The sequence below is a fragment of the Oxalobacteraceae sp. CFBP 8761 genome (assembly GCA_014841595.1).
In the GTDB taxonomy this organism is placed as follows: Bacteria; Pseudomonadota; Gammaproteobacteria; order Burkholderiales; family Burkholderiaceae_D; genus Telluria.
In genome coordinates this window covers 966,102-983,899 of sequence record JACYUE010000001.1, presented here as the reverse complement: position 1 = coordinate 983,899, position 17,798 = coordinate 966,102, and the positions used below count along the sequence as shown (strand labels likewise).

General features: G+C 62.9%; 18 protein-coding genes. 15 read left to right on the top strand and 3 right to left on the bottom strand.

The window, feature by feature from the left end:
* Nucleotides 1-3: 3 nt before the first annotated feature.
* Nucleotides 4-1,017, bottom strand: a complete 1,014-nt coding sequence (locus IFU00_04385; GenBank protein MBD8541520.1) for a serine/threonine protein kinase — start codon at nucleotides 1,015-1,017, stop codon at nucleotides 4-6.
* A 94-nt stretch (nucleotides 1,018-1,111) separates the two neighbouring features.
* Between IFU00_04385 and IFU00_04380 the strand changes: the two genes are divergently transcribed.
* From IFU00_04380 to IFU00_04365, 4 genes are all read left to right on the top strand, one after another.
* A complete protein-coding gene (locus IFU00_04380) occupies nucleotides 1,112-1,999 on the top strand; it encodes a YicC family protein (GenBank protein ID MBD8541519.1) in 888 nt (295 codons plus the stop codon).
* A gap of 138 nt (nucleotides 2,000-2,137) precedes the next feature.
* Nucleotides 2,138-2,785 carry a guanylate kinase gene (gmk, locus tag IFU00_04375; GenBank protein ID MBD8541518.1) on the top strand — a complete coding sequence of 216 codons (648 nt, stop codon included), beginning with the start codon at nucleotides 2,138-2,140 and terminating at the stop codon, nucleotides 2,783-2,785.
* A 90-nt stretch (nucleotides 2,786-2,875) separates the two neighbouring features.
* Entirely contained in the window at nucleotides 2,876-3,079 is a 204-nt protein-coding gene (locus IFU00_04370) for a DNA-directed RNA polymerase subunit omega (GenBank protein MBD8541517.1), read from the top strand.
* Between the two features lie 78 nt (nucleotides 3,080-3,157).
* Nucleotides 3,158-5,410 carry a bifunctional (p)ppGpp synthetase/guanosine-3',5'-bis(diphosphate) 3'-pyrophosphohydrolase gene (locus IFU00_04365; GenBank protein MBD8541516.1) on the top strand — a complete coding sequence of 751 codons (2,253 nt, stop codon included), beginning with the start codon at nucleotides 3,158-3,160 and terminating at the stop codon, nucleotides 5,408-5,410.
* A gap of 48 nt (nucleotides 5,411-5,458) precedes the next feature.
* Here IFU00_04365 and IFU00_04360 read toward each other — a convergent pair whose 3' ends face one another.
* Both IFU00_04360 and greB read right to left on the bottom strand, forming a co-directional pair.
* Nucleotides 5,459-6,058, bottom strand: coding sequence for a biliverdin-producing heme oxygenase (locus IFU00_04360; GenBank protein MBD8541515.1), 600 nt, complete (start codon nucleotides 6,056-6,058; stop codon nucleotides 5,459-5,461).
* Nucleotides 6,059-6,086: 28 nt separating this feature from the next.
* Entirely contained in the window at nucleotides 6,087-6,653 is a 567-nt protein-coding gene (gene greB / locus IFU00_04355) for a transcription elongation factor GreB (GenBank protein MBD8541514.1), read from the bottom strand.
* Between greB and IFU00_04350 the strand changes: the two genes are divergently transcribed.
* The 11 genes from IFU00_04350 (at nucleotide 6,641) to IFU00_04300 (ending at nucleotide 17,747) form a co-directional block, all read left to right on the top strand.
* Nucleotides 6,641-7,393 (top strand): sensor histidine kinase, encoded by a 753-nt coding sequence (locus IFU00_04350; GenBank protein MBD8541513.1) that lies wholly within the window; start codon nucleotides 6,641-6,643, stop codon nucleotides 7,391-7,393. The genes greB and IFU00_04350 overlap by 13 nt on opposite strands.
* Entirely contained in the window at nucleotides 7,386-8,033 is a 648-nt protein-coding gene (locus tag IFU00_04345; GenBank protein MBD8541512.1) for a response regulator transcription factor, read from the top strand. The genes IFU00_04350 and IFU00_04345 overlap by 8 nt, the downstream gene beginning before the upstream one ends.
* 102 nt (nucleotides 8,034-8,135) lie before the next feature.
* Nucleotides 8,136-9,734 carry a diguanylate cyclase gene (locus IFU00_04340; GenBank protein ID MBD8541511.1) on the top strand — a complete coding sequence of 533 codons (1,599 nt, stop codon included), beginning with the start codon at nucleotides 8,136-8,138 and terminating at the stop codon, nucleotides 9,732-9,734.
* A 192-nt stretch (nucleotides 9,735-9,926) separates the two neighbouring features.
* A complete protein-coding gene (locus IFU00_04335; protein ID MBD8541510.1) occupies nucleotides 9,927-11,423 on the top strand; it encodes a flagellin in 1,497 nt (498 codons plus the stop codon).
* Nucleotides 11,424-11,508: 85 nt separating this feature from the next.
* Nucleotides 11,509-11,853: a flagellar protein FlaG gene (locus IFU00_04330; GenBank protein MBD8541509.1), complete on the top strand. Its 345-nt coding sequence runs from the start codon at nucleotides 11,509-11,511 to the stop codon at nucleotides 11,851-11,853.
* Nucleotides 11,854-12,069: 216 nt separating this feature from the next.
* Complete coding sequence (gene fliD, locus IFU00_04325; GenBank protein ID MBD8541508.1) at nucleotides 12,070-14,655, top strand: flagellar filament capping protein FliD; 2,586 nt, start codon at nucleotides 12,070-12,072, stop codon at nucleotides 14,653-14,655.
* A gap of 25 nt (nucleotides 14,656-14,680) precedes the next feature.
* Nucleotides 14,681-15,133 carry a flagellar export chaperone FliS gene (gene fliS / locus IFU00_04320; GenBank protein MBD8541507.1) on the top strand — a complete coding sequence of 151 codons (453 nt, stop codon included), beginning with the start codon at nucleotides 14,681-14,683 and terminating at the stop codon, nucleotides 15,131-15,133.
* A 14-nt stretch (nucleotides 15,134-15,147) separates the two neighbouring features.
* The gene (locus IFU00_04315) at nucleotides 15,148-15,477 is read left to right on the top strand and encodes a flagellar protein FliT (GenBank protein ID MBD8541506.1); all 330 of its coding nucleotides are present in this window, start codon (nucleotides 15,148-15,150) and stop codon (nucleotides 15,475-15,477) included.
* A gap of 22 nt (nucleotides 15,478-15,499) precedes the next feature.
* On the top strand, nucleotides 15,500-16,648 hold the full coding sequence (locus IFU00_04310; GenBank protein MBD8541505.1) for a flagellar hook-length control protein FliK: 1,149 nt from the start codon (nucleotides 15,500-15,502) through the stop codon (nucleotides 16,646-16,648).
* Nucleotides 16,641-16,985, top strand: coding sequence for an EscU/YscU/HrcU family type III secretion system export apparatus switch protein (locus IFU00_04305; protein MBD8541504.1), 345 nt, complete (start codon nucleotides 16,641-16,643; stop codon nucleotides 16,983-16,985). Before IFU00_04310 ends, IFU00_04305 begins: the two co-directional genes overlap by 8 nt.
* Nucleotides 16,986-16,994: 9 nt before the next feature.
* The gene (locus tag IFU00_04300) at nucleotides 16,995-17,747 is read left to right on the top strand and encodes a flagellar brake protein (protein MBD8541503.1); all 753 of its coding nucleotides are present in this window, start codon (nucleotides 16,995-16,997) and stop codon (nucleotides 17,745-17,747) included.
* The last annotated feature ends 51 nt before the right edge of the window (nucleotides 17,748-17,798 follow it).

Below are 17,798 nucleotides of genomic sequence, written 5' to 3'. Positions count from 1 at the left end.
CCTTTAATCGCGCCGGAATGCGCCGAGACGGTCGACCAAGCCGCGCCAGCCGCCGCGTGCTTCATGTGCGTCCACCACCTCGTCCGAGACGCCGGCTGCCGATGGGACCGTGGCCCGCGCCGGGGGCGGCGCGGCCGGCGCCGCCTGCAGCACCTTCTGGATCTCGAACACGCTTTGCGGCCGCATCAATGGGTCGAGCGCCAGGCACGCGGCCACCAGTTTGACCAGCTCCGGCGAATAATAGCCTGCCAGGCGCGCCAGATGGCGCGGCACGTGATCGTCCATGCGGCGTGCATCGACTGGCGGCGGCGTCGAGCGGCTCATGCAGGCGAGCATGGCAGCGCCCAGGCTGTAAATATCGGTCCAGGGGCCGAGCGCCGCGCCGCGTGTATACAGGTCGGGCGCAGCGAAGCCCGGCGTGTACATCGGCGCGAGCATCGGGGCGTCGGTGTGCAGCGTCTGGCGCGCGGCGCCGAAGTCGAGCAGCAGCGGCGAGCCGTCAGTACGCAGATAAATGTTGGCCGGTTTGAGGTCGAGGTGCAGCAGCTTGTTGGCGTGGACTTCGCGCAGGCCGCTGCAGACGCCGTGGAACACCTGGCGCACGAAGTTTTCGCTCAGGCCATTGCCTTTGGCAGCTGCGCGCGCGATGTGTTCCTGCAGCGAGTGGCCGGACTCGTAGGCCATGACCATATACACGGTCTCATGGGCGCGAAAGAAATTAAGTACGCGCACCACGTTGGGATGCACGATGCGCGCCAGGGCGCGGCCTTCTTCGAAAAAACACTTCAGGCCGATGCGAAACACCGCCAGGTGCGGCTTGGCCACCACGGGAATCAATTGCCCCGGCTGACGCAGCGCCAGCGCGCTTGGCAGGTACTCCTTGATGGCTACTGCATTGCCCTCGCTGTCATAGGCAAGATAAACAATACTGAACCCGCCGGACGCAATTTTCTTTACAATGCGGTATCCGGCAATTTCGAGTCCTGCGGGCAGAGGAGCGTTATTCTGTGCAGCCATCCAATTGAGTTTCCTTGCTAAACAGCGCGATTGTGTGGATAAATGTCGGCTTTGTAAAGAATAAAAACCGGGGATTTCATTGAGCATTTCAAGCATGACAGGTTATGCGGTCGCCACCAGCGAAGGCGCTGCGGGAACCCTCACGATCGAAATCAAGAGCGTCAACTCGCGCTTCCTCGATTTGCAGTTCCGCATCAATGACGATTTGCGCGCGCTGGAACCCGATCTGCGAACGGCCATCATGGCCGCCATCCAGCGCGGCAAGGTCGAAGTGCGTGTCTCGTTCGGCCGCAAGGTCAGTGGCGGCGCGGCGGCGCTCAATCAGGAACTGCTAGCCGACCTGGCTCGCCTGCAAGGCGAAGTGTCGCGTCACTTCGCCCAGGCCGCGCCGATGACCGTGGCCGAACTGCTGCGCTGGCCAGGCGTCATCGAAGAATCGACCATCGGCCAGGAGTCGCTCCAGGCCGACGTCGCTGCGCTCACGGTCACCACCATCGCCGCGTTCGTCGACAGCCGCCGGCGTGAAGGCGCCGCGCTCGAAACGATGCTGCAATCGCGCATCGAATCGATGGAAGCGATCGTCAAGCGCATCACGCCGCTGATCCCGCAAGTCATTTCGCAATTCCAGAACAAGGCCATCGACCGCATGCAGGATGCGCTGGGGCTGGCCGGTCACGGCAATCCGTCGACGCTCACGCGCCAGGAAGTGCTGGAGCGGATTCGCCAGGAAGTGACCCTGTACGGCATCCGGATCGACGTGTCCGAAGAATTGTCGCGCCTGTCGGCGCACCTGAACGAAACGCGCCACATCCTGAAAAAAGGCGGCCAGGTCGGCAAGCGCCTCGACTTCATGATGCAAGAGCTCAATCGCGAAGCCAACACGCTGGGCGCCAAGGCGTCGGTGAAGGAACTGGCCGATGCGTCGATGGAGCTCAAGCTGCTCATCGAGCAGATGCGTGAACAGGTGCAGAACCTCGAGTAAGCACCAGAATTGAATCGGTAGCGATACCAGCGCCGGTTGAACGCGTGGACGGGTTTCCCGTCCACGCGTTCAACGTTAACATGACCACCCGCGACACCATGCTCGCGCATATACCCGTACTGACAAAGGACCCCCGCCATGCTCCCACAAGCCTTTTCCGGCAGCCTGTTCGTCGTCGCCGCGCCATCCGGCGCCGGCAAATCGACCCTGGTCAACGCCTTGCTGGCGAACGAACCGGGCATCAAGCTGTCCATCTCCACCACCACCCGCGCACCGCGCCCGGGCGAGCAGGATGGCCGCGAATACCACTTCACGACCGCCGACGACTTCGTCACGCGCGCCGACCGCGGCGAGTTTCTCGAGTGGGCTGAAGTGCACGGCAATTACTACGGCACGAGCCGCCTGTCGGTCGAGCAGGAGATGAAAAACGGCACGGATATTCTGCTGGAAATCGACTGGCAAGGCGCGCGCCAGGTGCGCAAGCTGTTCCCGGACGCGGCCGGCATTTTCATCCTGCCGCCATCGATCGAAGCGCTGGAACAGCGTCTGCACAAGCGTGGCACCGACGAACCGCACATCATCACGCGGCGCCTGCTGGCGGCGGGTGGCGAGATCGCTCACGCACCCGACTTCGAATATGCTATCATCAACGAAGAGTTTAACGTCGCCCTGGCTGAGCTGCAGGCGATTGTCAAAGCGACACGTTGCCGATTTGCCCAACAAGCTGCCCGCAACGCTACGCTGTTTGCCCAGCTGGGAATCCACGCGAATCAACCACAATCTTGACGAGCGCGCCGTTGCAGGCGCGCCGCACGCGTTGTTTTCACTCTTTGTCGCACTCATTGTCATCCAACATTCAGCAACCCAGGAGCACACATGGCCCGCATTACCATCGAAGACTGCCTCAAGAACATCCCGAACCGTTTCCAGCTGACCCTGGCAGCAACGTATCGTGCGCGCCAGCTGCTGCAAGGCCACACTCCGAAGGTCGAAGCCAAGGACAAGCCAACCGTCGTCGCCCTGCGCGAGATCGCCGCTGGTAAAGTCGGCATCGAAATGCTGAAAAAAGTCCCGATGTAATCCCATTCGGGGTTGCCTGAATTTGCGTTATCCCGTCTTCTGTTATTCTGATCTCACCGCAGCCAGACGATTAACGTAATGAACCTGTTACCTCCAGATTCACCCGCTTCACGCAACCCCGCTCCGCGCGAGCGGAGGGCCGACAATCGTCCGCCCGATTTCATCGAGCCCGCCGGCCCCATCGTGCCCGGCGTGGCCTCGGTGACGCAGCTGATCACCAAGCTGTCCGAATACCTCACCCCCGCCGAGCTTAAAAAAGTCAAGGAAGCCTACCGCTTCTCCGATGAGATGCACCTGGGCCAGGTCCGCAAGTCGGGCGAGCCCTATATCTCCCATCCGATTGCCGTTGCCGAGATCTGCGCCGAGTGGAAACTCGATGCGCAAGCCATCATGGCCGCGCTGCTGCATGACGTGATCGAAGACCAGGACGTCAAGAAGGATGAGCTGATCGAGCGCTTTGGCGCCCAGGTCGCCAACCTCGTCGACGGCCTGTCCAAGCTCGAGAAAATCGAATTCCAGAGCCAGCTCGAAGCGCAGGCGGAAAACTTCCGCAAGATGCTGCTGGCGATGGCGTCGGATGTGCGCGTCATCCTGATCAAGCTGGCCGACCGCCTGCACAATATGCGCACGCTCGGCTTCATGATTCCGGCCAAGAAGCGCCGCATCGCCGGCGAGACGATGGAAGTGTATGTGCCGATCGCGCACCGCCTCGGCCTGAACAATATCTACCGCGAGCTGCAGGACCTGTCGTTCTCGCACCTGTATCCGGTGCGCTACCAGACGCTGTCCAAGGCGATCAAGTCGGCGCGCGGCAACCGGCGCGAAGTGGTCAAGAAAATCCTCGAAGCGGTCAAGAACCAGCTCGAGGCCGGCGGCCTGAAAGCCGAAGTGCACGGCCGCGAAAAGACCCTGTACGGCATCTACAAGAAGATGCGTAACAAGCACCTGTCGTTCTCGCAGGTGCTCGACGTGTATGGTTTCCGCGTCGTCGTCGACAGCGTGGCCGAGTGTTATGTGGCCCTCGGCACCCTGCATGCGCTGTACAAGCCGATGCCGGGCAAGTTCAAGGACTACATCGCCATCGGCAAGATCAACGGCTACCAGTCGCTGCACACGACGCTGATCGGCCCGTACGGCACGCCTGTCGAATTCCAGATCCGCACCCAGGACATGCACCGCACCGCCGAAAGTGGCGTGGCGGCGCACTGGCTGTACAAGACGGGCGAATCGAATATGTCCGACCTGCAGCAGCGCACCCATGCGTGGCTGCAGTCGCTGCTCGACATCCAGCAGCAAACGGGCGACTCGGCCGAGTTCCTCGAACACGTCAAGGTCGACCTGTTCCCCGATTCGGTGTATGTGTTTACGCCCAAGTCGAAGATCATCGCCCTGCCCCGCGGCGCGACGGCGCTCGACTTCGCCTACTCGATTCACACCGGCATCGGCGACCATACGGTGGGCGTCAAGATCAACCACGAAGAGCAACCGCTGCGCACCGAACTGCACAACGGCGACATCGTCGAGATCATTACGCAGCCCGATTCGCGCCCGAGTCCGACCTGGCTGACGTTTGTCCGCACAGGCAAGGCGCGCTCGGCGATCCGCCATCACCTGCGCCTGGTCGACGTCAACGAGTCGGCCGAGCTGGGTCTCGAACTGTTGACCCAGGCGCTGGCCGTACGCAACATCAAGCCCGATCTGCCGGCCAGCGTCGTCGAGCGGCTGCTGGGCGAGTCGTCGGCCAATTCGATGGAAGAAGTGTACGCCGACATCGGCATCGGCAAGCGCATGCCGACGCTGGTGGCGCGCCAGATTTTCGGTCTGATGGAGGGCGACCCCGATCTGCTGCCGTCGAGCAAACCGCTGCCAGCCAGCGATATCGCCCCGGTGACGATCTATGGCAGCGAAGGCGTGGCGGTCCAGCTGGCGCCGTGCTGCCTGCCGATCCCGGGCGACCAGATCACGGGCCAGCTGCGCCGCGACCAGGCGCTGGTGGTGCACACCTGCGATTGCCAGACGGCCAAGCGCCTGCTGGCGAAAGAACCCGACCGCTGGATCGCCGTGCAGTGGGGCGACGATCTCAACCGCCGCTTCGACTGCCGTATCCGCCTGCTGATCAACAATGAAAAAGGCATCCTCGCCCGCGTGGCTGCCGAGATCGGCGAGTCCGACGCCAACATCACGTATGTGGGCATGGACGAAGACGACGAAAACATGATGACGCAGCTGCGTTTCACGATCCAGATCGCCGACCGGGTGCACCTGGCGCAACTGATTCGCAATCTGCGCCGCGTGGCCGGGGTGAATCGGGTGGAACGCGAGCGGACGTAATCCGCGTTTTTCGGGATGTTGCCGATATTGGCGGCCGGGCCGCCAATATCAGCGCATGACGGCCAGCTTCAAAATACTGTCAAACGCCGCGCATGCGCCCTCGCAGGCGTCGGCAATCTCGTCCGCCGACCTCACATGCTCTTTCAGCGCCAGCATGAACGCGCGCCAGCGCGGGCCCGGCCCGGCGTCACTGCCCTTCAGATAGCGCAGCGGATGTGGCGCGAGCGTGCCGGCCAGTTTCCCGTACAGCACCTTGCCACCCAGCTGCGAGCCTTCGATCACATAGCACACGCCCCAGCGGTAGGCCGCACTGGCATCGCGCGGCCACGTGTATGCGAGCGTGGGGATACGCAGCGGCGGCATGCCCGGCTCGTTCAGGTCGGCTTCGATCAGTGCCAGGCGCTCTACCGGCGGCAAGACCAGCTGCGGCCCGTCCGGAAACGAATCCAGCCACGGCTGCAATGGTGCCAGCCAGTCGCGCACCATCGTCAGGTGCATCGCGTAGTCGTTCAGGTCGGGAGCAGGTCCGGATAACGGCAGGCCGCTGTCGAGCCGTTCGTGTTGTTCGTTGGTTGCGGCGCGCAGCGCCGCCAGGGGGTCTGTCTGCTGGTGCATCGGACTGTGCGCCGCTTCATGAGGTCGGTTCATGCGCACATAGTAGCACCGGGCCGCGAGCTCAGTCGGTGACGGGCTCGGGATAGTCGACCGAGATGATTTCAAGCTCGTCCATGCCCAGCGGTGTGTGCAGCTGCGCGACATCGCCTTCGCGGCACTTGGTCAGTGCACGCGCCACGGGCGAGACCCAGCTGATCTTGCCATGCAGTGGATCGAGCTCGTCGATGCCGACGATGGTAATCGTGTGCTCTTCACCGGCCCCGTTGACATAGCGGACCGTGGCGCCGAAGAACACCTGGTCGTTGCCATGCTGGATGCTCGGATCGACGACGAACGCCGAATCCATGCGCTTGGTGAGAAAGCGAATGCGGCGGTCGATTTCGCGCAGGCGGCGTTTGCCATAGATATAGTCACCGTTCTCGGAGCGGTCACCATTCGAGGCGGCCCAGTGCACGATGCGCACGACTTCGGGGCGGTCGACGTCGATCAGCTGCAATAGCTCATCCTTGATGCGCTGGTAGCCGGCCGGGGTGATGTAGTTCTTGGCGCCGTCAGGAATCGCCTGTGCCAGCACCAGGGCTTCATCATCGTCGTCGTTGTCCGACTCTTTTACAAATGCCTTGTTCATGGATGCATTGTAACGAGACTTGCGCGCCCTTGTCGTATCATTCGACCATGCGCCAACCCACCCTGCTCCAGCACGACCGCGACGACGCCGCCCGTCAGGCCGAGCGTACCCGAATCGCGCGCGAACTGCACGATGACCTGGGCGGCAACCTCATCGCCATCAAGATGGCGCTGGCGCGGCTGGCGGCGCGTGTGCCGGCCGACCAGCCCGGTCTGGCCGGCCAGGCCGGGTACATCGACGAGCTCGTCGATCGCACCATCGAGACGGTGCATCGCATCTCGTTCGGTTTGCGCGCCACCGCGCTTGACCTGGGACTGGCGGGCGCGCTCCTATGGCAGGCGGACGAGTTCGCGCGACAAACCGGCATCGCCGTGATCAGGCACTGTCCCGATGCACTAACGCCAGAGCCGGCGCCGGAGCACGCCGACGCCCTCTTTCGCATCGCCCAGGAAGCGCTGACCAATGTTGCCAAGCATGCACGCGCGACGCAGGTCACGCTGACGCTGGAAGATGACGGCGGCGAGCTCACGCTGGCCATCTGCGACAACGGCTGCGGCATCGACCCGGCCGCGCGCACCCGGCCGCACGCGTTCGGCCTGCGCGGCATGCACGAACGGGCCAGCGCGCTTGGCGGCGTGCTGTCCTTGTCGCCAGCGCCTGGAGGTGGCACGATGTTGACCGTCAAGACCAGGCTGGCGCCGTCCGTGGCCCCGGCACAGAACAAGAAGCAGAATGAGTGAAAAAGTAACCATCCGGGTATGCATCGCCGATGACCATGCCATCGTGCGCGAAGGACTCAAGCAGATCCTCGCCGACGAGCGCGACATCGTTGTCGCCGGCGAGGCCGAGGATGGCCACGATGCCGTGCGCCTGGCGGGCAAGACGCGCTGCCACGTGATGCTGCTCGATATCTCGCTGCCCGACCGCAATGGCATCGATGTGCTCAAGCAGATCAAGAAGGACAAGCCCGAGTTGTCAGTATTGATGCTGTCGATGCACCGCGAAGACCAGTACGCAATCCGCGCGCTCAAGGCCGGCGCCGCCGGCTACATCACCAAGCAGAGCGCGCCGCGCGAACTGGTCACGGCCATTCGCCTGGTGGCGGGGGGACAAAAGTATGTCAGCGCCGCGCTCGCGCAAACGCTGGCCAGCGCCATCGGCGAAGACCACGAAAGCGCCGCCCACGAAGGCTTGTCCGACCGCGAATACCAGACGCTGACAATGATCGCGTCGGGCATGACCGTCACGCAGATCGCAGGCGAATTGTCGCTGTCGGTCAAGACGATCAGCGAATACCGCGCGCGTCTGTTGGTAAAGATGAAACTGCGGAGCAGTGCCGAGCTGACCACGTATGCGATCCGCAACGGCCTGGTCGACTGACGCCCCTGCCGCGTGTCTTGCCATTGAATAGTTGTTGATGCCAGGCAAATAAACTGCCTATCATGTCGTCAATCCCGCAAACCCGGCACCGCGCTGCAACCCATGTCCACTCCGTCCACACCCGTTCCCGCTGTATCCGGCGCTGGTTCCGCTGCCGCTCCCGCAGCGAATCCGGCCGACATTGCACGCGAGGCGTTCCGCCGCCTGGCCACGCGCCGTATCGCGCCGACGCCGGACGCTTATCGCGCCATCTATGACGAGATCGCCGGCACCCCGCCGCCGCCGCCCGCGCCGGCGCCGGATGCTGGCGCCATCGAGGTACTGAACGGGTTCGCGCGCCGCCTGCTCGATACGCCGGGCGAACTGGCCGACTACGGCCGGCGCATGACGCGCGCCGTCAAGACGGGCGACTGGAGCGGCTACACCCAGGCACTGGGCCAGTTGAGCGAGCGCCATCTGCGGCGCAACACGCCGGTGATGGCAATGGGCGACGAAGAGCCCCAGACGCGCTTGCTGCGCGACATGCTGGCGCGCACGCTGTCGTTCGCCTGCGCTTCGCTGCTGAGCGACAACCCGGAACAGGTCAAGGAGGCCGAAGCGCTCGGCGCACTGGTCAAGACGGCGGTTGGCGAAAGCGAACTGCAGGACATCGAGGCGCGCCTGAAGCAGTTGTGCTTCCAGATCGAACTGCGCAAGGACGACAGCGCCGGCCAGCAGGAACTGCTGCTGCGGCTGTTCCGCCTGCTGCTCGACAATATCGAAGGCTTGCTCGAGGACGACAACTATATGCGAGGCCAGGTCGTGGCAGTGCAGGAACTGATCGCCGGACCACTGGAAACGCGCGCGCTGGAAGACGCCACGCGCAGCCTGAAAGACGTGATCATCAAGCAAAGTCATCTGAAACATGGCATCGCCGATGTGCGTGCGACGATGAAGAACATGATGATGACGTTTGTCGAGCGCCTGGGCTCGGTGGCCGCCGCGACCGGCGACTACCACGCCAAGCTGGGCGACTTTTCCGAGCGCATCGGCGGCGCGACCGACATCAACGAACTCAATACCCTGCTGAACGACGTGCTGCGCGAGACGCGCCACGCGCAGGACGAAGCGCTGGCCTCGCGCGACCGTATGGTCGGCGCACACCGCGAAGTGCAGGAAGCCGAGCAGCGCATCCGCGAACTGGAAGCCGAGCTGCAGCATATGAGCGAGCTGGTGCGAGAGGATCAATTGACTGGCAGCCTGAACCGCCGCGGCCTGGACGACGTGTTCGAGCGCGAAAGCGCGCGCGCCGACCGCCGCAACACGCCGCTGTGCGTGGCGCTGCTGGACCTCGACAACTTCAAGCGCCTGAACGACACCTACGGGCACATGGCGGGCGACGCCGCGCTCAAGCACTTGGTCAAGGTCGTGCGCGAGACGCTGCGCGCGATGGACGTGATCGCGCGCTTCGGCGGCGAGGAATTTTTGATCCTGTTGCCCGAGACGACCGTCGACGCGGCCGCGGCGGCCATGGTGCGGGTGCAGCGCGAACTGACCCGGCACTTCTTCTTGCACGATAACGAGAAGATGCTGATTACCTTTTCGTGCGGTGTAGCGCTGCGGATGCAGAACGAAGAGCAGGCGTCGCTGATGGCGCGGGCGGATAAAGCGATGTATCAGGCCAAGAGCAGCGGGAAGAATCGGGTAGTCGTGGCGGAATGACAAGTTCTGAACAGGTGTTTTTCCAGACAGGTAAAAAAAACGATTTATTTTGCGTCCGGCCCTAAACTTTTTCCACAGGGCACCGTTACCGGCAACAACAGCGGTTTGAACGTCACGGAATAACGCGACGGACCAAAGTGAACAGCAGCACGGTCGCTGCACCCCTAGTAAGACCTAGTCTGGAGAAACACCATGGCATCAGTAATCAACACCAACGTCGCATCCCTGAACTCGCAGCGTAACCTGTCGACCTCGCAATCGCAGCTGAATACCTCGATCCAACGCCTGTCGTCGGGTATGCGCATCAACAGCGCGAAGGATGACGCCGCTGGTCTGGCGATTTCGGACCGCATGAATTCGCAAATCAAGGGTATGACGCAAGCGACCCGTAACGCCAACGATGGCGTGTCGATGGCGCAAACCGCTGAAGGCGCTCTGTCGAGCTCGGGCGACATCCTGCAACGTGTCCGCGAACTGGCTGTCCAGTCGTCGAACTCGTCGAACTCGGCCAGCGACCGCAAAGCACTGCAGACTGAAGTCACCCAACTGACTTCGGAACTGAACCGTATCGCCAACACCACCGAATTCAACGGCCAGAAGCTGATGGACGGTTCGATGGGCACCGCGAACTTCCAGGTTGGCGCCAATGCAGGCCAGCTGATCTCGATGAACGGCGCGAATTTCACCACTTCGACCTACGGCAACAATCGTATGGATAAGAGTGCCTTGCAGGCGACAGCAACAGGCGCGCTCGCTGCAGGTACGATTAGCATCAATGGTTCGCAAGGTTCTAAGAATGTTGCCGTTGCCGCCGACGAATCTGCGAAGGCATCGGTCGCCAAGATCAATGCCGTCAGCGGCGATACTGGCGTGACTGCGACTGCAAAGACGGAAGCAGTCTTCAAAGGCGTTGCTGACAAATCGTATGTGGTTGCCCTGAAATCCGATAATGCCGATGCAGTAAATATCTCGTTTTCAATCGGTAAGCAGACAGATGCAAATGGTTACGCTTCGGCTATCAGCGCTGTTAATGCACAAACTGCAAAAACCGGCGTTACCGCGTCTTATGATGCAACCAACGGTGGTCTGAAGCTGACCAATGCAGAAGGCAATGACATCGCACTGACCAACAATTCGACTGCAACTGGCGCAACTGGTTCGCTGTCGACCTTGGACGACAAAGGCGTAGCAATCACAACGACCGCAGCGCCAACCATGGCAATTGGTACCCCAGAGCAACCTGGGCCACCTATTGTTCCCGCTACGCCAGGTGGTGCAGCTACCGCCAAAGGCCGCATCGCTATGGATTCCGAGAAGAGCTTCTCGGTCGCTGATACTAGCGGCTGGGGCGTCGGCGGCTCCTCCGATCTGAAGTCGGTGGCAAACCTGGATGTCAGCACCTTCGAAGGGGCCCAGCAAGCCATCAAGATCGCTGACGCTGCATTGGGTGCGGTCAACGGTCAGCGCGCTGAATACGGTGCACTGCAGTCGCGTTTCGAATCGGCGATCTCGAACTTGTCGTCGTCCACCGAGAACCTGTCGGCATCGCGTAGCCGCATCGTCGATACCGACTTTGCTTCGGAAACTGCGAAAATGACCCGCGGTCAGATCCTGCAGCAGGCTGGTACGTCGATGCTGGCCCAGGCCAACTCGCTGCCGAACGGTGTTCTGTCGCTCCTGCGTGGCTAATCGCTAACGCGTAGTAACAGCACCACTTGGTAAGCGGTTCCCCGGCTGAAGCAATTTGGCTGGGGAATTTTCGTTAGGATACGCCATGCAAATTCCATCCGTTGCAACGTCACCCCTCGCCAAACTGGACGAACGTCCAGCGGTCGCGAGCGGGCCGGCTGCCCCGGCACCACGGGCAGCACCGGAGAAGGCTGAAGCCCAGCCAGCCCGGGACGAGGTGTCGTCCGCCGTCAAGAAGCTCAATGAAGCGCTGCCACAATCGGCGCAGAGCCTGCAATTCGAGATTGACGAAGAGAGCAAGGACCTCGTGGTCAAGATCATCGACCGCGACACGAAGGAAGTCGTCCGCCAGATGCCGACCAAGGAGGCGCTCGAAATGGCCAAATCGATCGACAAGATGGTGGGGCGCCTGCTGAACCAACGTGCCTGACGCGATCTGCTCCTCACGCGAAGCGCCGCACCCCACCAGGTGCGGCGCTTTTTACATGGCGCCGCGACATCAGTGGTGACGATCCCCACCAAAATAAAAAGAGAGCCGCCTTTACCGCTCTTAAGTACGGTTTGTTTCTGCCGATAATGACTTACATTATTGCTTTCACCGGAGAAACAAGTGGCACTCGACATCGAAGGCATCGTTACCAAACTGATGCAAGCTGAAGCAAGGCCGCTCGACAATTACGCCAAGAAAACGGCAGCATTGCAAGCGAAGAACTCTGCCTTGAATCAAGTGAGCTCTGCCGTGGGCGCGTTCCAGGGCGCGCTTTCGTTGCTGAACCAGTCGAACACCTTCCAGGGTCTGAGCGCCACCGCCTCCAACAAGGATATCTTCACCGGCACCGCCGGTGAAGGCGCTGTGCCGGGCAAGTACAAGGTCAACGTTACCCAACTGGCCCAGTCGCAGAGCCTCAAGACAACGGGCATGGCCAGCAGCACCAGTACCATCGGCGCCGGTGCGCCAACCAACCTGACATTCCAGTTCGGCACTGTGACCGGCGGGACGTTCGGCGCCACCGGCACTGCGCTGGGACTGGCCGCGGCCGCGGGCGGCATCGCCAACGGTTCGCTGAGCCTGAACGGCGTGGCGATCAGCACCAGTCCGACCACCCGCAGCGCCCGCGCGCTGGCCGAGGCCATTAACGCGCAGAGCGAAAAAACCGGCGTAGTCGCCACTGCTGGCAGCAGCGAAACCGCCGCCGACCTGTTCGCCGGCTTCGGCGATGTCAGCGTGACTGCCGGTTCCAGCTATGCACTGTCGGTGGGCGGCGTCCAGCTGGCCAACCTGAATACCGATACCACGTCGATCACCCGCGCCAGTCTCGATACCACGCTGGCAAGCGCCGGCACGCGCAATGCGCTGGCCGCAGCCAACATCACCGTGAGCGGCAGCGCCGCCGCAGGTACGCTGCAATTCAAGGCCGCCGACGGCAATACCATCGACGTGACCGAAACCGTGACCGGCACTGTGAAGGGTGGCATCAAGCATGCTGCCACCGATACCAACACCGGCGCGACCACGACAGCCACCGCTGGCGTCACGCTGCGCTCGAACGACGGCAACCAGATCCTGATCGGCGGCAACAACCCGGCGTCTGCTGGCTTTACTGCAGGCAGCGTTGGATCGCACCAGGGTTCCGGCTTCTCGCTCAATGGTGCAATCAACAGCAAAACCATTACGCTGGAGGCGGGTGACCAGTCGCTGCAAGGCATCCGCGACGCCATCAACAAGGCTGACATGGGCGTGACTGCGACCATCGTGTCCGACGGCAGCAGCAAACCCTTCCACCTTGTCGTCACGTCGAACAAGACCGGCGAAGCCACGTCGATGAAGATTGGCGTCTCGGGTGAAGACGGTTCAGAAGCCGACCCGGCCCTCGCGGCCCTGCTGGGCTACGATCCGACCGGTGTGCAAGGCATGGCCCAGACCGCCGGGGCACAGAGCACGCTGCTGAACATGAACGGCATCGAAATCAAGAGCGACAGCACCAGCGTCAAGGATGCAATCCAGGGCGTCACGCTCGACGTGAGCGCAGTCGGCAGCAGCACGCTCACGGTCACGAAGGACACGGGAGCCATCAGCACGGCCGTCAACGACTTCGTCAAGGCATACAACACGCTGAACTCGACGATGAGCGGTTTGACCAAGTACAACGCTGAAACCAAGAAGGGCGCCGTCCTGCAGGGCGACGCCAGTGTGCGCGCGATCCAGAGCCAGATGCGCCGGCAGATCAGCGCTGTCGTCGAGGGCACCGGTGGCAAGCTCAATTCACTGAGCCAGATCGGCATTGCGTTCCAGCAGGACGGCAGCCTGAAGGTGGATTCGAGCAAGTTGAACAAGGCGATCACCGACAATGCGGCTGACTTCGGCGGGCTGTTTGCGGCGATGGGTTCAACCACCGATGGTCTGGTCAAGTTCGACAAATCGACCGCTGCGACCAAGGCAGGCACGTACGGCCTGAATATCACCAGCCTTGCCACGCAGGGTACGCTGGCGAGCAGCGCTGCACTTGGCACGACTACGACGATCGCCCCGAACACGGTATGGCGCGTGACGTTGAACGATACCGATCCGGTCACCGACAGCAAGACGCAGGAAATCAAGCTGCCCGCCGGCACGTACAGCAAGGATGACCTGGCTGCGCTGCTGCGCTCATCCATCAATGGCAATGCCGTCTTTGCCGGCGCTGGCGACACGGCCGAATCGAAGGTCGGCGAAGACGGCATCCTGACGCTGTCGTCGAGCAAGTATGGATCGACGTCGAACATCTCGCTCGCCGGTGTCAGCGGCAGCTCGGTCGCCTTGATCTTCGGCGGCGCCGCACCAAGCAAAGGCACCGATGTCGCAGGCACGATCGGCGGCGTGGCCGCCACCGGCAACGGGCAGGCGCTGACGGCAGCGCCAGGCTCGAACGCGGAAGGCATCCAGGTGTCAATCACCAGCGGCATCCTCGGCGATCGCGGCACCGTAACGTTCTCGCAAGGCTTCGCCTTCCAGCTCAACAATCTGGCCACCAGCTTCGTCGGCAAGGACAGCCTGCTCAAGAGCAAAACCGATGGTCTGAACGTATCGATCAAATCGGTCGCCGACCAGGCAGCGCGTTTTGAAACGCGCCTGGAAAGCATCGAAAAACGCTATCGCGCCCAGTTCGTCGCACTCGACTCGATGATGACGTCGATGCAATCGACCTCGGACTACCTAACCCAGCAGTTGGCGTCCATCGCGGCCAACTCATAATTTCAGCATCACCGGAGAATCTCATATGTTTGGAACCCCGAAACGCGGCGTCGGCGCCTATGCAACGGTTGGTCTGGAGACCGGCGTTGCTGCCGCGTCGCCACAGAAGCTGGTGGTCATGCTGTACGACGGTGTGATCGTCGCCCTGCTCAGCGCGATCAACCACATCAAGTCGTCGAACGTGGCCGCCAAGGGCGCGTCGATCTCGAAGGCCATCACGATCATCGACAATGGCCTGCGCGCCTCGCTCGACCAGAAAGCTGGCGGCGAGATCGCACAGAATCTCGATGCGTTGTACGATTACATGAGCCGCCGCCTGTTGCAGGCCAATATGAAGAACGATATCGCGATCATCGAAGAAGTCCATGGCCTGATGTCCGATCTGCGCGAAGCCTGGGTCGCGATCGGCGAAAAGAGCGATACGGCCGAGCAGACCGTGCCGGCCATCCAGCGTACCCCTACCCTGATGAGCGCATAAGGTTGACGATGACGATGACGATGAATGGACAAGAAGTGGTGACGGTCTACGAAGCGATGGTCGGCATCACCGAGCGCATGCTCGACGCGGCCACTGCCAGCGAATGGGATCGCCTGGCCGAACTCGAACAGGAATGCGCTGCCCATGCGCGCCGCCTGAAGGCCAACGAAGGCGTGGCCCCGCTGGCCGGCCAGGAACGCGTGCGCAAGGTCAATGCAATCCGCCGCATGCTCGACGCCGACCGCCGCATCCGCGACCTGACCAGCCCATGGATGGCGCACCTGTCGTCCCTGATCAACAGCAAATCGACCGAACGCCGCGTCGCGCGCGCCTACGGCATCTGATGCGCCCGGCGGGGGTTGACTGATGCTGCCCCGCGATCTCATTGGCGCCGTCACGCGCGTCACGCCGGGCCAGGCCGCCGAGCAGGCCGTCGATCCGCGTCAGCAAGCCTTTGCGCGCGCCGTCGCGCCACTGCTGGGCAAGGCGATCCACGGCGAAATCCAGGCCAAACTCACCGACGGCACCTTCATCGTCAAGTTCGCCGACACCCAGGCGCGCATGCAACTGCCCCCGGGCGCGCTGGTCGGCGCCGACGTGCCGCTCACGCTGATCGGCCTGCATCCCCGCCCTACCTTTCAGGTCGGCGCCCAAACCACTGCCACCGGCTTTGCCGAAGCCGGCCCCGCCCCGCAAGCCGAAACGGATGCGCCAGGCGCGCCGCTGGGCTACCGCGAAGGCGCCGCCCTCGGCCGCGCAGGCGCCCTGCTGGCCTCCAGCGCCGGACTGGGCGCGCAGGCGTTTGCCGGCGGCACCGAAGCAAAAAACACCACGCTCAGTCCTACCGCCCAGGCCCTGGCCGGCGTGCTGGCGGCCGCCCAGAAAGCCGAGACGGTGCTCACCGCCGTCACTGGCAGTGCGCCACTGGTGGCCACGCCGGACGCCGATCCGGCGGCGCTGGCTGCCGGCCTGAAGCAGGCGTTCGGCAAGAGCGGCCTGTTCTACGAATCGCACGTGGCCGAATGGGCGCAGGGTTCGCGCGCACTGGCCGAACTGGCGAACGAACCGCAGCAGCAGGCCGCACAAAACGGCGCGCGCCCGAACCCGCAGGATCCCGCCACCGCGCAGTTCATCAGCATGCAGCTGGCGGCACAGGAGCAATCGCAACTGGCGTGGAAAGGCCAGCTGTGGCCCGGCCAGCCGATGGAATGGGATGTGCAGCGCGAAGCGCACGGTGGCGGCAGCGACGATGACGGGGCGATCTGGAACAGCCGCCTGCGCCTGCGGTTCCCCGAACTGGGCGAACTCGATGTGCAGCTGCGGATGGTGGGCGGCGCCTTGCAGATCGGGCTCGCAACCGGCGACGACGCCACCGCCGCCCTGCTGCGCCAGCACGTGCCGAACCTGGCCGGCGCACTCGATTCGGTGGGCACGCCGCTGGCGGGGTTTGATGCGCGCGCGCGGGCCGCTGCGGCGCCGAAGCATGATGACGATGGCGATGGCGACCATGAATAAACTGGCCAACCAGCGCATCAAGAGCGCGGTGGCGATGGCCTACAGCGCTGGCGAGAAAGCGCCGACGGTCGTGGCCAAGGGCTCAGGCATGATCGCCGAACAGATCATCCAGCGCGCCCAGGATGCGGGCGTGTTCGTGCACGAATCGAAAGAGCTGGTCTCGCTGCTCATGCAGGTCGATCTGGACCGCGAAATTCCCCCAACGCTGTATCGAGCAATTGCGGAACTGTTGGCATGGCTATATCATATTGAGTCGGCTAAAAAGAACGGTGAGTCAATGCCCACCGCACCTGATCCGACGCCTCACCTCCCCCCGGAACAAGCGTCAAGGACATAAAGCCTAGCAATGGATGAAGCAGAACTGGAAGACTGGCACGACTACGAAGTCGCATCGCGCCGCGAGATCGTTTCGCTGCTGCGCCAGATCGGCGAACACAACCAGCTGATCCGTCTGCTGATCAGGGGTGAGGCCGACGTCTGCGTAACCTCGATCCTGGCCGTGGACGAAGACAGCAACACGCTCGTGCTCGATCGCTCGGTCGATCCGGCGCAGAACCAGCGCATGACGGGCGCAGCGCGCGCGAAATGCGAAACCACGCTCGACAAGATCCGCATCCTGTTCGCCGCCGCCAACCTGGCCCCGACAGTGTGGCGCGGCGAACCGGCATTGCGGGCCGACATTCCCCCCACCCTGATCCGCCTGCAGCGGCGCGAGTACTACCGCATGGCCACGCCCGTCACCAATCCGGTGCGCGCACTGATTCCGGTGCCGATGGATGGCGGTACCGGCGGCATGAGCGTCTTCGCGCTGCATGACATCAGCGTTGGCGGCATTGCACTTCTCGACAGCAAGCTGCTGCTCGATACGACGCTCGGGCGCGTGATCGCCAACTGCCGCATCGAACTGCCCGAGATCGGGCCGATCGCCACCTCGCTCGAGATCCGCAACTCGCTCGACCTCACCCTGCTGAACCACAAGACCACGCGCCGCATCGGCTGCCAGTTCGTCGACATCTCGCGCGGCGCGCTGGCCGGGGTGCAGCGCTACATCACCAAGCTCGAACGCGAACGCAACGCGAAGCTGGCCGGGCTGGCCTGACTGCGGCCAACCCCGCAGATGCGGGGATGGCCTTGGCGATACGATCGGCTT